At 60.4% G+C, this 14,625-nt stretch carries 14 protein-coding genes; 7 read left to right on the top strand and 7 right to left on the bottom strand.

Translation table 11 applies throughout. The features are described from left to right. Nucleotides 1-25 precede the first annotated feature (25 nt). The 3 genes from F759_RS0100370 (at nt 26) to F759_RS0100360 (ending at nt 3,488) form a co-directional block, all read left to right on the top strand. Nucleotides 26-1,432, top strand: coding sequence for an MFS transporter (locus tag F759_RS0100370; protein ID WP_027798086.1), 1,407 nt, complete (start codon nt 26-28; stop codon nt 1,430-1,432). Nucleotides 1,433-1,469: 37 nt separating this feature from the next. Further along, entirely contained in the window at nt 1,470-2,348 is an 879-nt protein-coding gene (locus F759_RS0100365; RefSeq protein ID WP_027798085.1) for an isocitrate lyase/PEP mutase family protein, read from the top strand. 474 nt (nt 2,349-2,822) lie between these two features. Next, a complete protein-coding gene (locus F759_RS0100360; protein WP_027798084.1) occupies nt 2,823-3,488 on the top strand; it encodes a glutathione S-transferase family protein in 666 nt (221 codons plus the stop codon). A gap of 106 nt (nt 3,489-3,594) precedes the next feature. Here the strand turns inward: F759_RS0100360 and F759_RS0100355 are convergent, their stop codons facing one another. From F759_RS0100355 to F759_RS0100330, 6 genes are all read right to left on the bottom strand, one after another. Next, nucleotides 3,595-4,782 carry a fumarylacetoacetate hydrolase family protein gene (locus F759_RS0100355; protein WP_027798083.1) on the bottom strand — a complete coding sequence of 396 codons (1,188 nt, stop codon included), beginning with the start codon at nt 4,780-4,782 and terminating at the stop codon, nt 3,595-3,597. A 79-nt stretch (nt 4,783-4,861) separates the two neighbouring features. Then, nucleotides 4,862-6,433: a UxaA family hydrolase gene (locus tag F759_RS0100350; protein WP_027798082.1), complete on the bottom strand. Its 1,572-nt coding sequence runs from the start codon at nt 6,431-6,433 to the stop codon at nt 4,862-4,864. A gap of 97 nt (nt 6,434-6,530) precedes the next feature. Next, nucleotides 6,531-7,226 carry a hypothetical protein gene (locus F759_RS0100345; RefSeq protein WP_027798081.1) on the bottom strand — a complete coding sequence of 232 codons (696 nt, stop codon included), beginning with the start codon at nt 7,224-7,226 and terminating at the stop codon, nt 6,531-6,533. 28 nt (nt 7,227-7,254) lie between these two features. Next, on the bottom strand, nt 7,255-8,148 hold the full coding sequence (locus tag F759_RS0100340) for a fumarylacetoacetate hydrolase family protein (RefSeq protein WP_027798080.1): 894 nt from the start codon (nt 8,146-8,148) through the stop codon (nt 7,255-7,257). A 13-nt stretch (nt 8,149-8,161) separates the two neighbouring features. Then, nucleotides 8,162-8,974, bottom strand: a complete 813-nt coding sequence (locus F759_RS0100335; protein WP_027798079.1) for a 2-keto-4-pentenoate hydratase — start codon at nt 8,972-8,974, stop codon at nt 8,162-8,164. Continuing rightward, nucleotides 8,971-9,783 (bottom strand): IclR family transcriptional regulator, encoded by an 813-nt coding sequence (locus F759_RS0100330; RefSeq protein WP_027798078.1) that lies wholly within the window; start codon nt 9,781-9,783, stop codon nt 8,971-8,973. Before F759_RS0100330 ends, F759_RS0100335 begins: the two co-directional genes overlap by 4 nt. A gap of 85 nt (nt 9,784-9,868) precedes the next feature. On the opposite strand from F759_RS0100330, the gene F759_RS0100325 reads away from it, so the two are divergent. The 4 genes from F759_RS0100325 (at nt 9,869) to F759_RS0100310 (ending at nt 14,002) form a co-directional block, all read left to right on the top strand. Further along, nucleotides 9,869-11,302, top strand: coding sequence for an MFS transporter (locus F759_RS0100325; RefSeq protein ID WP_027798077.1), 1,434 nt, complete (start codon nt 9,869-9,871; stop codon nt 11,300-11,302). A 122-nt stretch (nt 11,303-11,424) separates the two neighbouring features. After that, nucleotides 11,425-11,877, top strand: a complete 453-nt coding sequence (locus tag F759_RS0100320) for a cupin domain-containing protein (RefSeq protein ID WP_027798076.1) — start codon at nt 11,425-11,427, stop codon at nt 11,875-11,877. Between the two features lie 186 nt (nt 11,878-12,063). After that, a complete protein-coding gene (locus F759_RS0100315; protein WP_244438761.1) occupies nt 12,064-12,858 on the top strand; it encodes a shikimate dehydrogenase family protein in 795 nt (264 codons plus the stop codon). A 124-nt stretch (nt 12,859-12,982) separates the two neighbouring features. After that, nucleotides 12,983-14,002: a Gfo/Idh/MocA family protein gene (locus F759_RS0100310; RefSeq protein ID WP_027798074.1), complete on the top strand. Its 1,020-nt coding sequence runs from the start codon at nt 12,983-12,985 to the stop codon at nt 14,000-14,002. A gap of 346 nt (nt 14,003-14,348) precedes the next feature. Here F759_RS0100310 and F759_RS43595 read toward each other — a convergent pair whose 3' ends face one another. Beyond that, on the bottom strand, nt 14,349-14,582 hold the full coding sequence (locus F759_RS43595) for a glutathione S-transferase N-terminal domain-containing protein (protein ID WP_051377022.1): 234 nt from the start codon (nt 14,580-14,582) through the stop codon (nt 14,349-14,351). Between the last annotated feature and the right edge of the window lie 43 nt (nt 14,583-14,625).

Below are 14,625 nucleotides of genomic sequence, written 5' to 3'. Positions count from 1 at the left end.
ACGACGACAACACTGGAGACGACGCATGCTGAGCACCAGTAGCACAACCCTAAGCACCGTGAGCGCCGGTGCCCGTCTGGACCGGTTGCCGATCTCACGCTTTCACAGGCGCGTGCTGTGGCTGATCGGCGCGGGTATGTTCCTCGATTCTTTCGACATCTATCTGGCGGGCGGCGTGCTCGGTGCGCTCGCCAAGATCGGCTGGTCGACGATGCACCTGAACGCGGCGTTCCTTTCTTCGACGTTTGTCGGCATGTTGATTGGCGCGTTCACAGCGGGCGTGCTCGGTGACGCCAAAGGCCGCAAATTCACGTATCAATTCAATCTCGCAGTGCTCGGCCTTGCGTCGATCGCGGGCGCATTTGCGCCGAACATGACGTGGTTGATCGTGTGCCGCTTTTTCATGGGCCTCGGCTTAGGCGCAGAGATCGTTGTCGGTTATGGATCGGTGGGCGAATTCATGCCGCCCGCCGTGCGCGGAAAGTGGTCGGCGTATCTGTCGCTCATCACGAACTCGGCGCTCTTCTTTTCGACGTTTCTCGGTTACCTGATCATCCCGTCTATCGGCTGGCGCGCGATGTTCGCAATCGTTGGCGTCGGCGCGATGATCGTGTGGGTCCTTCGTAAAAAGATGCCCGAGTCACCGCGCTGGCTTGAATCGAAAGGCCGTTACGACGAAGCCGAAGCGATCCTGCGCGCAGCGGAAGAGGAGTCGGCGCGTCATGCGACGCTGCCGCCCGTCGTCGATGCGCCGCGCACCGTCACGAGGAAAACCACGCTGCTTGAGCTCTTCGGGCCGTCGCAGATTCGCCGCATGTTCGTGTCGATCATCGTGCAGGTCGCGATCAACATGGTGATCTACGGCTTCATCGTCTGGGTGCCGACGTTCCTGATGAAACAGGGCATCAGCATGGCCTCGTCGCTCGGCTATACGGCGCTTATGTCGCTCGGCGGACCGGCTGGCGCGCTGCTCGGCGTACTTCTCGCCGACAGGATCGGGCGCAGGAAAGGCCTCATCGCCGTGTCCGCGCTGGCGGCGGTGATCGGCTGGCTGTACGGGCATTCCACCGGCATCGAAATGGCGACCCTGCTGGGCTTCCTGCTGTTCACGCTCACATATCTGATGGTGGCGCTGGGCATTGCGACGTATATCCCCGAGCTCTTCGCCACGGAGAACCGCATGCGTGCGAACGGCATCGCGGGCTGCGCCGGGCGTATCACCGGCATCTTCGCGCCGCAACTTGTCGTCATGATGTACGCAATGGGCGGTGTACAAGACGTGCTGGCGATGATTATTGGCGCGCTGGTCGTGTTGGTGGTCGTGCTGGCGGTGCTCGGTATCGAGACCAATCGACGCTCGCTGGAGGACATCGCGCCTTCGATCGACACCGACGATGCACTGCCTGCGTCATCGCTTTCACACGAATCGTAAGGTTAAAACTTCACTTCATTTATTAAGCAGGACACTTATGAGCATCAAACAGGAAAGCAAGCGCCAGGCGTTGAAAGCGCGGTTGGCGCGCAAGGATATTGTCACTGCACCGGGCATCTTCGATATGATCTCCGCGAAGATGGCCGACTCAATGGGCTTTGACTGCCTTTATATGACTGGGTTCGGCACGGTAGCGTCGTATCTTGGTCTGCCGGATGCAGGGCTCGCGACCTACACCGACATGGTCAATCGCGTCGCCACATTCTGCGACGGTACCGACACGCCGATGATTTGCGACGGCGACACGGGTTATGGCGGACTGCTGAATGTCGCGCATACGGTTCGCGGTTATGAGCAAGCAGGAGCGGCAGGCATCCAGCTCGAGGACCAGGAATTCCCAAAGAAATGTGGCCATACACCGGGGCGGCGGGTGATCCCCCTTGAGGACATGGTGCGCAAGATCAAGGTCGCCGTGGAAAGCCGCAGCGATAGCAATTTTCAGATCGTTGCGCGCACCGATGCACGGACATCCCTCGGCCTCGATGACGCGTTGCGTCGTGGCGAAGCCTATGCGAAGGCTGGCGCCGATGTGCTTTTCATTGAATCGCCGGAAAGTATCGAGGAACTCGAGACAATTGGGCGCACGTTTGATATTCCGTTGCTTGTGAACGTCGTAGAAGGTGGACGGACGCCGCAGCTCGCGCCCGACGAGCTGGAGAAACTCGGCTTTTCTCTCGCCATCTATCCGGCCTCAGGCTTTTTGACCGTCGCGAAGGCGCTCAAAGACGTGTACGGGCAGATTCTTGCGCGCAAGAGCACCGAAGGCGCAGCCGACGCCATGTATCCGTTCCCCGATATGTGTGAGTTGATGGGGTTCCCCGGAGTATGGGCGTTTGACCGCGCGCATGCAGATTGAAGCGGGAGCTGGCGCATCGTTCTGGTTGCGCCGCCCAGCGCCTGCTTTTCCGGGCGATAAATTGCGAGACTGAGTATCGAGCTAAACGGCATTTGCCCTGAAGCTGCCGGTGGTCGCCGCTTGGCGCAGAAGCAGAGATCGCCGCGATGACTCACGAAGCCGTGAAAGTGTTTGTGGAGAAAGGAGCGCCAACCCATTCTTGCGACGGGGCGTCGTCCAACCCCTCATCGGGCCAGGTAGAAATCCAAGGAGATAAGCTCGACTGTCATTGCCCGACAAGGACGATAATCGATTGGAGCGCTTTGCCGCTCGCATCGTCCGAATGTCGGTATCCTGTTGAGTATGGAGCGCGGACCAACGCTTTGCGGAGACAGACAACGGTCGGAACCAAGGATTCGATCGAAGCCTGCGTCGATTCGATGCGGAACTAGAGGTGCGTTCGAATTCAACGACACCTTAATCTTCGGAGCAGTCTTGATCAAGCTATACCACTGCATGAGTGCTCGTTCATTCCGGCCTCTCTGGATGCTGGAGGAATTGGGCGTTCCATACGAACTAGTGATGTTGCCGTTCCCTCCCCGAGTCCTCCAACGCGCTTATCTCGATGTCAATCCGCTGGGCACGATTCCCTTGCTGATCAACGGCCAAACGCGAATGACCGAGTCGGCCGCGATTTGCCAATACCTCTGCGCAGTCCATGCGCCCACGCCTTTGCAGGTTGAACCGCATGATCACGAGTTTGGCGCATACCTGAACTACCTTCATTTTGGCGAAGCCACGCTTACATTCCCGCAGACGCTCGTGTTGCGATATTCCCGCTTCGAGCCCGAACATCGGCGGCAACCTTCGGTGGCGGAAGACTATGCGAAATGGTTTCTTGCCAGACTGCGATCACTGGAGCCGCTGCTTACCAAACGGGCATTTCTGTGTGCAGATCGCTTTACGGCCGCAGATGTGTCTGTCGGATATGCGCTGATGCTTGCACAACATCTTGGGCTGAGCGCCCAATTTACGCCCGCCGTGACAGCGTATTGGGAGCGGCTGCAAGAGAGAAACGCATATATGCGCGCGTTGCAGGCACAAGAAGCCGCGGCCCTCGCGCAAGGCGTGTCGACTGTCCCGGCCCCCGATACTCGATGATTTTGGCGAATCTCAAGTTAGGCGAGAGCGATGAGGGCAATGCTGTTACTAACATGGACAAGAGCTGCAACCGATCAGCATAAGCGGATGACTGCCAGGTCTTCGACTAAGTCCCCGTTTTTCCGGCGTACCGACGAAGAAGGCTCGCGAGCAGTGCGCCGACCCCAAACTCCCAAGGCGTGATGCGGTGCGAATAGTTGACCGTGTTGACGAGCGCTCCGAATCGCGGGCTCGATATCGTCACCGTATCGCCGATCTGATGCGTGAATCCTTGTCCCAGCACGCTACGATCCGCGGTCGGGGCAAACAACGTCCCGAGATAAAGCATCATTCCGTCCGGGTATTGATGGTGAGCGCCCATCGCTTGCGCAACGAGTTCTGTCGGGTCCCGGCTGATGCGTTTCATGGAGCTCGCCCCTGTCAGAACATAGCCATCTGTTCCTTCTACACGCAGCGAAAGCTCTGCGGCCCGCACATCATCGAGACCGAATGTACTGTCGAAGAGGCGAATGAACGGGCCAATGGAGGCCGACGCGTTGTTATCCTTCGCCTTACCGAGGAGCAGCGCACTGCGGCCTTCGAAGTCCCGCAGATTCACGTCATTCCCGAGCGCGGCGCCGACGATTTCCGCCCGGCTGGTCACCGCCAGCACGATTTCCGGCTCCGGATTATTCCACTGCGAATTTTCATGAATTCCGATTTCGCTGCCGGTGCCGACGGCGGACATGGGCTGCGCTTTCGTGAAGATCTCCGCATCGGGACCGATGCCGACTTCCAGATACTGCGACCACATTCCTTCCTGAATAAGTACGTGGCGCACCGCCTCGGCTTCCGCAGACCCCGGGCGAACGCTTGCGAGCCGATCGCCCAGCGCTGACATGACACGCGCGCGCACTTCGTCGGCCCGGCTCGCGTCGCCTACGGAGCGCTCCTCGATCACCCGCTCCAGAAGGCTTTCGACGAACGTGACACCACTCGCCTTGACCGCCTGAAGGTCACATGGCGCGATGAGCCAGGGGGTGGACGCATCGCGTCGATCGAAGGCGGAATTGGCAAGAACCAGGTCCAGTGTCGCAAGTCGCGGCAGGTTCGCAGCGGCCTCCTTCAGCCGAAGGCCGATTTCCGGCTGTTCAAGCAGCGTGCTGGTCGTCAGCGCGAACGACGATACATCCACCAGTTCGCCACCGATAACAGCGACAGGACGCGGTGCGCCGATATCGGGGCACCACGCGCGCCCCACGAGCACGGCCTGCTCCAGATCGTCAGGCAATGCGGACCGGTCATTCAATAGCATCTATCTTTCTCCAACCTGATATGCGTTATTGCCGGGCATCAGTGCGGTGCATGCTCTACTTATGCCGGACTGCAACTGCTCACATGATTGCGCTGATTTGCCAAGGCACGAATTCGTTTTGTCCGTAACCGTGCTGCTCGCTGCGGGACCGTGTCCCGGAGGCCACGTCGAGCAGCAGCTTGAACAACACTGCGCCGAGTTGCTCGATCGTTGTGCTTCCTTCCAGCACTTCTCCGCAGTTCAGGTCCATATCGTCGGACTGACGTTGCCAGAGGGCCGTGTTTGTCGCGAGCTTTACCGACGGCGAGGGCGCGCAGCCGTAAGCCGAACCGCGTCCCGTCGTGAAGCAGATCAGGTTTGCACCGCCCGCAACCTGGCCTGTGGCCGAAACCGGGTCGTAGCCGGGCGTGTCCATGAACACCAGACCGCGCGCCTTGACCGGCTGGGCGTACTCGTACACCTCGACAAGGTTCGTCGAGCCTGCCTTTGCGATGCCGCCCAACGATTTCTCGAGGACGGTCGTCAAACCGCCGGCCTTGTTGCCCGCCGACGGATTGTTGTTGATCTGCGCCCCTTGCCGCTGCGCGTATGCTTCCCACCACCTGATGCGATCGACCAGCTTCTGTCCCACTTCGGGCGTTACCGCGCGGCGGGTCAACAGGTGCTCCGCGCCATAAATCTCCGGCGTCTCCGAGAGAATCGCTGTACCGCCGTGCCGCACGAGCAAATCGACGGCTGCGCCCAGCACGGGATTGGCCGTGATGCCCGAATATCCGTCCGACCCACCGCATTGAAGGCCGACGGTGAGATGACTTGCCGAAACCGTTTCCCGCCTAACGTCGTTCGCGTCGGGCAACATCTGTCGAACCAGTTCGATACCCTTTGCAATTGTCAGGGTCGTGCCGCCGGTGTCCTGAATCGTGAAGGTTCGCAAGCGGTCGTGTTCTCTGAGCCCTTGAGTTTCGAGCAGCCGCGAAATCTGATTCGTTTCACAGCCCAGGCCTATGACCAGCACGCTCGCGAAGTTGGGATGGCACGCATAGCCGCCAAGCGTGCGCTGCAGGATCGCGAGACCGTCGCCTTCGGAATCGATGGCGCAACCCGAATCATGGGTGAGCGCGACGACGCCATCGACATTCGGAAACGCGGCCAGCGCTTGAGGATGAATGTCGCGGCGGAAATAGTCGGAAATGGCTCGCGCGACCGTGGCGGAGCAATTCACCGACGTTAGGATGCCGATGTAATTACGCGTTGCCACACGGCCGTCTTCACGCACAATGCCACGAAATGTCGCGCATTCAGTTGACGGGACAGTGGCACGTATGCCCTGACTGAATGCGTAGTCACGGGCGAATTCGCCCATCGCGAGATTGTGAGTATGAACGTGCTGCCCCGCGCGGATCGGCTGACTCGCAAAGCCGATGATCTGGCCATAACGGTGCACAGCCTCCCCTTCACCGATGTCGCGTGTCGCCACTTTGTGACCGGGCGGGATCAATCCCGAGACCGTCACCGCTTCCCCATCCAGCACGGTGCCGGACATAAGTTGATCGAGGGCGATGACGACATCGTCAGCGGGATTGAGTCGAATGACGCGAACCGGTCTGACCGCGGTCGATGCGACGGACGTGCTCGCAACAGGGGACGACATGGAACTACTCCTTCGTTTCTCAATGCGTGAGAACAGTTTCAGGGCCGGCCGCGCCGCGTCGCGTGACGCGCCCGTGCAGCCGTATTCAAGCGACGTTTCAGCCAGCGCTCCACGGCGTCTTGCAGCGCGTGTACTCGAGTTGATAGAGCGTAGAGTCCGGCGCTACCGCAGCGGCCCCGGGCAAAGCAGCGAGCCCGGCAATGAAAACGTCCACTGCTGTGCGGACATAGTCCGCGCGGCATCCTTCGATCATCACGATCCATGTCGGCACCAGGGTGCCTTCCGAGCGCGCCTTCTTCTCAGCCGTTTCGACCTTGCTGACGGCCTCATCGGCCAGACACAGGTGCACGCCCGTGATGCCGGCTTGGTCGACGAGCGGCGGCAAGACCTGCTGACGCAATCCCTTCACGACATGGGCCCGCGCCGCCGAAGGGACATCGAAGCGCACTGTCATGAGATTGGCGCCCTGTCCCACGCCGTCGGAATACGCCACATGGCAGATCGAGCGGGCCACGCTGCGAAACGAGGGAACGACCTGCTTCGTCCACGGCGTCGGCGAATTCAGCCGAAGCAGGTAGTCTTGTGCACCGAGCACCTCCACGGTGTCGGCTTCATACAGATTGAAGTATTCGGGCCCCGCGTCCAGCGCAATATAGCGCCGGCCGCGCCTGAACCCAGGAATCCCGGCGCGTTCCGGCATGTGCTCGCGGTTGTGCCACTCGTAGAATTCATCTTTCGCTTCGGGCAGCAGGTCATGCCAGATTGCCACGACGCCAGTTCCGGCAAGGCTCATATCTCATCCTCCTACAGATCGAATCGTTTTATCCTGCCAACGGATATTCGCCGCGGCCCCATGCCGCGCCAAGCGAATCGGCGTACGGCACCACCTTCTGGCGCTGCTCGCCGAGTCCGCTGCCGCCGAGGGTCATGGTGTCGCCCGCTTTCAGAAAGACGGGCGGCTTCTGACCGAGCCCAACGCCTGGGGGCGTCCCAGTGATAATGACGTCGCCGGGCATCAGCGGCATGAAGCGGCTTAGGTACGCCACGATATGCGCGACGTTGAAAATCATCGTGCGTGTGTTACCCGTCTGACGACGTGTGCCGTTGACGTCGAGCCACAGGTCGAGCATCTGCGGGTCGGGCACTTGATCACGCGTTACAAGCCACGGGCCGAGCGGTGCAAAAGAGAAGCCGCTCTTGCCCTTCGTCCACTGGCCTTCGCGTTCGAGCTGATACGCGCGTTCGGAAACGTCATTGGCAAGGCAGTAACCGGCCACATGATCGAGCGCGGTGGCTTCATCGATCTGCCAGGCGGGCTTGCCAATTACCACGCCCAGTTCGACCTCCCAATCCAGCTTTTGCGCGTCTGCCGGCAAAATCACAGGATCGTTCGGACCACTGATCGAACCGGTATGCTTGTTGAACACGACAGGTTCCCGCGGGATCGGCGTATCGGTCTCAGCGGCATGGTCGGTGTAGTTCAGACCAATGCACACGAGGTTACGGACATTGCCGATACAGGCGCCAAGGCGCGTGCCCGCTTCCACGACGGGCAGGCGATTCAGATCGAGTTCGCTCAGCTTCGCAAGGGCCGCTGGGGAAACAGTCGTTCCGTCGATGTCGTCGACGACGCCGGTCAGGTCGCGGATCGTGCCGCTCGGATCGATGACACCGGGATGCTCCTGACCAGGCTGGCCGAAACGGACGAGACGCATTTGAATACTCCTATCAAGGCGAAAAAAGTATGGGCAACGTGCCGAGATCACCGAAGCCGACTTGCAACTCACAGCCGATCGGCAACTCGAGCACGCCCGCGTAGGAGCCCGTGATCACAGCCTGGCCGGCATGCAATCCAAGGCCGCGGACGCGAAGAAAATTGACGAGCCACACGATCGGCGCGAGCACGCTGCGATCAGGGTGGCGGCCAGCAAAACTGGCCGTGTCGCGTTCGGCGCGAGTCACGCTGATCGTGAACTCGATCGGGAGATCGGCCAGCGTCGCACCGTCGCGCAATTGAACGCGTGGCCCAATCACAAGACCGGCGTTGAACAGACCGTCTGCCAGTAATTCGGGAAACGTCAGCGATTCCGGGTGCGCATAGCGACTGCCCAGCACTTCGAGCGCAAGGTGAACATCCCCGAGAGCCTCGAGCACCTCGGCTTCGCCATACGCTTCACGCCGTGGCGGCAGATCGCGAGCCAGCAAACAGGCGAGTTCAGGCTCTGCCCTTACGCAAGACTGCGCAGGCACGGCGCGAATGCGGCATTGGGCGCCTCGATGGATGACGGCGTCATAGATTGGCGCGGCGATGAGTTTGCCCGCCGGCGGCAGCGCACATTTCCACGCGCCAGGCTGCCCGCCGAGCTGATCGCCCACCTGCTGCTGGATAGCGAAACCCTCGTCCAGATTCGCAGGCCGCAGGTCGACGGGAAGACGCTCCACGAGCGTGCCTTGCCGGCGCGCCGCGACGAGAATACGTGCTGCCTGCTTACCCAACGCGGCAATTCGCTCGAGACCCTGAGCTGCGCCCGGCGCGTTCACGCCGCCTCGCTCGCATGCAAACCGACGCTTTGGCGCGGCCATACGGCACCGAGCTTCCCGGACGCTTCCTGCAGTAGCGCGTAAAAGGCGTCGTAACGCTCCGGCTGAACCCGCATGACCGGTCCGGCAATACTCATTGTGCCGACCACTGCACCGTCAGTCAGCGAACGCACCGGCACCGCGAGAGCCACCACGCCCGGCTCGGCCTCTTCGACCACAAGCCCGTAACCACGCTGCCGGGTCCGCTCCAACTCCGGAATCAACTGCTCGATGCTGCTGATGGCCTTCGGCGCGCAGGCGCCACTGGCGGCCCCTTTGCCGAGTCCACCGCGCAACGCGCATTCAATTGCCTCGTCGTTGGACATGGTCGCCAGCCATACCTTGCCGTTGGCCGTGGCGTGCAGGACGATGGGCTTGTCCATCGACGGCGAATACATCAGCCCAGGCGCCGCACCTTGGGACGACGCCAGCCACGCGAGCGTGCCCTCGTTGACGACCGTCAACCGGACCAGCTCGCGGCACTGGGCTGCGACTCCGTCGAGGATGGGCTGCACCAGCCCTGGCAGACCGAGCCCATGCAGGTACCGCTGGCCCAACAAGGACAGCTTCAATGTCAGACGGTACTGGGACGTCTGTTCGTCCTGTTCCGCCCAACCCTGCTCGCAGAGTTGCGCGAGCACCCGATGGGCGGGCCCTTTTTCGAGCTCTAGTTCCGCGGCGATGTCCGACATACGCATCCATCGCGCCTCTCTTGCGAGCAACTCGATCGCCTGTAGCGACCGGTCAACTGCTCCCTTGACAACTCTCATAATTGACGTAACATGATTCTTATTGGAACGGTGTTACAACAATAGACAAAGAACACCGGAAAGTCAATTACAAATGGAGACAGGCATGAACCCCAGTGCACCGGCGAGGCCCGACGGCAAGCGCCAATCGAAGGTTGCAGCAGCTAGCGGCTGGATCGGCTCAGCGCTCGAGTACTATGACTTTTTTATCTATGCGACCGCCGCCTCGTTGCTGTTCCCGCAACTCTTCTTTCCCTCTGATAATCCGACGGTGGGCATCATCGCTTCACTGGCGACCTTTGGTGTGGGCTATGTCGCTCGACCGATTGGCGCTATGGTGCTCGGACACGTCGGCGACCGACACGGTCGCAAGACAGTGCTGATTTTTTGCATGTTCCTGATGGGCTTCGCAACGATGTGCGTGGGTCTCTTGCCCACTTACAAGCAGGTCGGTGTGTGGGCCCCGGTGTTGCTCGTCATCTTGCGACTCATCCAGGGGTTCGCAGTGGCAGGCGAAATGTCCGGCGCGAGTTCCATGATTCTTGAACATGCGCCGTTCGGACGGCGGGGATACTTTGCGAGCTTCACCCTTCAAGGCGTGCAGGCGGGGCAGCTCCTTGCGGCAGCTATCTTCCTGCCGCTCGCGCACTTCATGCCTAAGGACCAGTTTGTATCGTGGGGCTGGCGCATTCCGTTCCTCCTCAGCATCGTCGTGATCATCGTCGGCTACATCATTCGCCGTCAGGTAGATGAAACCCCTGCTTTTTCAGAAGAGCAGACGCATGGGGAAGTTCCGGCCTCGCCGGTCATCGAGGTCCTTCGCGAGAGTTGGGGCGACGTGTTACGCGTCGTCGGCATGGCACTCGCCGCCGTCACCGCGCTCCTTGCGACTGTGTTCGGCGCGACCTATGCAGTCCAGCCGGCGTACGGCATTGGCTTTCCTGCCGGCGTCTTTCTGTGGGTGCCGGTCCTCGGCAACCTTTGCTCCGTAATACTGATCCCGCTCGTCGGCAACCTCTCGGACAAGATCGGTCGCAGGCCCCCCGTTATCGTCGGCGTTGTTAGCTCCGGGATCTTCGCTTTCGGCTACCTGTACGCTATCAGCATCCACAGTATCTGGCTCTCACTCATCTTCTCGTTGCTCATGTGGGGCGTCGCTTACCAGGGCTTCAACGGCGTGTTCCCGAGCCTCTTCCCCGAACTGTTCCGCACGCGCGTGCGCGTCTCCGGGATGGCGATCGGACAAAACGTAGGGACGACTTTGTGTGCCTTGCTGCCGTCGCTTTTCGTCGCAGTCGCGCCTCCGGGGTCCACCCATATCCCGCTGAGGATAGGTTTTCTCACCCTGGGCATTTGTCTTGTTGCCGCGTTTGCCGCGTTCTCTACACGAGAAACGTACCGTATTCGCCTTAACGATCTGGGCGACCGCAATGCGGTCCCCGTACCGAAGGCTGAATATGAACGCCTGCGCAGTGAAGCTATGGTTCGGACGATCAAGGATGCCGATGCCGGAGAGCTTGCCAATGAATTGCGGTCCTAGCCGCCGTTAGCGCAGCACTCGTCGCCCCGAACGCGGGGTGCAAGTCTCGCTGAGCCGTTGAGCCGCGCGATTTGCCGTCCGCAGCTACTGTGAGTACCCGAAGCAACAGAGGAGAGAGGCACATGCACAACGAAGGCACGCCGCGTTACGACGGCCCGCGCGAACTCGCGCGGTCCCTAAGCGCATTGTCGCAAATCAGCGCGTCCGAGACCCCCTGGAATCAGGAGGGCCTGCGCGCCGACTCAGAGTATCGCGACCTTGGGCTTGCCACCGTCACCAACGGTCGCATTGGGGCGAAGCACATTCGCGCGCTTAAGCCGTTCACCGCACCCACTGGCTGGCACTGGCATGACATGACCGCGCATTACCTGTATGTGCTGCGCGGATCGGTCACGTTTCGATTTGCCGGGGTGGACAGCGATGTCACGCTCAGCGCCGGTGACGGCCTGTCCCAGCCCGCCGGCGTTCCGCACAATGTGATGTGGCGCTCGGATGACCTCGAAGTGATTGAGATCAACGAGCCGGCGGTCTTCGGGACGTGGGATCTGGCTCAACCGCCGGCACCGTGGAAGTAGCAAATAAGCGCATCCAGCTTTCCTGGGTGCGGGCTTTCTGCGCAAGGCACGTTGTACGTCGCAAGCAGGTGGGCACCTCGACGCTGTACGGCGTAGCGAATGTGCAGGAATCGTCCTTCGTTTTACATCTGATATCAAGCCGCAATGCAACTACATATCTCTGGCACAACGCGACTCTACGGATTGGTGGGCGACCCGCTGAGCGCGGCGAAATCGCCGCAATTGTTGAACCGGCTGTTTATTGAGCAGCGCACCGACGCGGCTTGCGTCCCCTTCTGGGTCAAGGGAGATAACCTGCCGGCCTTCGTCGGTGGTGCACGAGCGATGGGCAATCTGTCCGGCATGCTGGTCACGATGCCTCATAAGGAACGGATGCTCGCATTTGTCGACGAGCTGGATTCGACCGCTCGTCAGGTGGGCGCGCTCAACGTCATTCGCTGCGAAGCGGATGGACGTTGGGTCGGCGCGATATTTGATGGCGTCGGCTGCGTCCTTGGAATGCAGTGGGAAGGCAACCATCCGGCTAACAAATCTGTGCTTCTCGTTGGCGCGGGAGGCGCAGGCCGAGCGATCGCATTCGCCGTCGCCTCGGCGGGCGCTAGCGCGCTGACCATATCGGATGTCGATGAGCGTCGGGCCGACGATCTTGCGGCAGCTGTCGCTGCTGCGACGGGCTGCGATACACGCTCGGCCCCCGCCGATCCACACGGCTTCGAGGTCGTGATCAATGCAACGCCGCTTGGCATGAAAGCGAACGATGCCATGCCAGTCGATCCAGAGCGGCTTACACCCGGTGCCATCGTCGTAGACATCGTCAATTCGGCAGAGCCGACGCCGCTTCGCCGCGCCGCGCATGCGCGCGGTTGCCGCACTCAGGACGGCGGTCCGATGCACCAGGGACAGGCGCTGTATGCACTGCACTTTCTTGGATTCGACTACCGTCCCGATGGACGATCACTACCGGACGGCGCCCTACGATGAACGCCGAGTCAGGCGACATGGCTGGCCACGGTGTGGAACATAAGGGAAGCGCTCGGGCCGAGCAGTCTTCATCAACTGACTTCTGATGGAGAAGAGTCGTGAAATATCTCAAGGGAGAACACGTATGAGAGTTGCATTGCTGGAGGCCAGCCATTGGCATGTTCCGCTTTACCTTGATGCGCTTGAAGCGCCAGGAATTCAGGTTGTTGCTGTGTCCGATGCGGAGCACGTGAAGGGCGAGGCGATTGCCGCACGATTCGGAAGCAGGTTGTACTCGTCGGCCTATGAGTTGCTCGAGCGCGAGGAGGTCGATTTCGCATTTGTATTCGGTCGGCATTCTGAAATGCCAGCGCTCGCTGAGGCGGTGATCGCACGCAAAATTCCGTTCGCACTGGAAAAGCCGTGTGGGGTCAACATGTCGCAAGTCACCCGACTTCGCGCACTGGCCGAGGAAGCCAATGTTTACTGCGCGGTACCGTTGATCTTCCGAATGAGTGACTTGCTCCGCTCACTCGAAGATGCAGAGGGCCGCATACCGTCGGATTTCAACTACATGTCGTTCCGTTTCGTTGTGGGTCCGCCCAATCGATACGAAGCGGCAGGCGCCGGCTGGGCGCTCGATCCCATCCATTCCGGCGGCGGTTCGACGATCAATGTGGCCACGCACTTCATCGACTTGTTCAGATTGCTCACTGGCAAGGAAATCGCACGCGTCTCCGCAGTCATGAACTCGAGAACACATCGGGGTGCCGTGGAAGACTATTCGCTGCTGACCATGCAAACCGAAGACGGCGTGATTGGCTTGGTGGAGACGGGGTACAGCTTTCCCAGTACTGCCGACGAGCAGCGCGAATTTTCTTTTACTCTTGCTTCTGATCGTCTGTATGTGAAATCCGGACCGGACCGAATCGAGATTCGTGACAGGAACAACCTTTCAGCCGGCACGCGAAGCCGCCGCCTCCAACTCGAGACCGACATCTACTACCCGCTCTTCGTCAAGCGGGTGCTCGCCGAATGTCAAAGTGGCGCCAAACCGATCGCGTCGTTGCGCGATGCGGAGCGGATGATGCAAGTCATGGACGCCGCCTACGCTTCGGCCCAGCAGGGCGGCGCACTTCAGACGTTGAAGCCAATTTCCGTGTGACTGAGCCGTCGACTCGTAGTGTCCTGGAGCCAATAAGGATTGCTACAGAGGGCACGATTCCGTGTGAAGACATCTTGGGAACAGCATCCCGCCACGTTCGTGCGCTGCTGCCTCCATCGCATTGCGACGTTGCGGCTTTTACGGTCAACTGAAGGATGCAGCTTTCCATCCACATTTTTTCGCTGGCACCTACTGGTGCCCGTAGCGCTCCTTAAAACTTTTCTCGAAGATAGCGACTGGGGAGGCTGATGGTGCCTCAAAAGCGGCCATTGAACATCGCGGCTTGCAACGTCTGAGTTGGGTCGTGTGCTGAAGTTGCCACTGGGCGCTCGCCCCGCATCCAGTATCAGGTTTGGAAACGCACGACGCCATATGGCCGCAGACTCGGTAGCGTGAAATCGCGGTCGTCGGTGGTCGGCACGGGCACCCTCCCGTTGGCGTTCAATGCGAGAAGCGCATCGCTCTTCCGTTCGCCCTTTCGAACGTTGACGGCATGCAGCGCGTAGTCAATTCCGAGTTCTTCGAGTGCGATCGGCACCTTGACGGAATTGGGCGTAGCAAATGCATGAACGTGATGCATGGCCCGTGATTCTTTAAGAGAGATATCGGCTTGACGTGAGACG

The sequence above is a fragment of the Paraburkholderia dilworthii genome (genome assembly GCF_000472525.1).
In the GTDB taxonomy this organism is placed as follows: domain Bacteria; phylum Pseudomonadota; class Gammaproteobacteria; order Burkholderiales; family Burkholderiaceae; genus Paraburkholderia; species Paraburkholderia dilworthii.
This window is presented reverse-complemented; position numbering and strand designations above follow the sequence as displayed.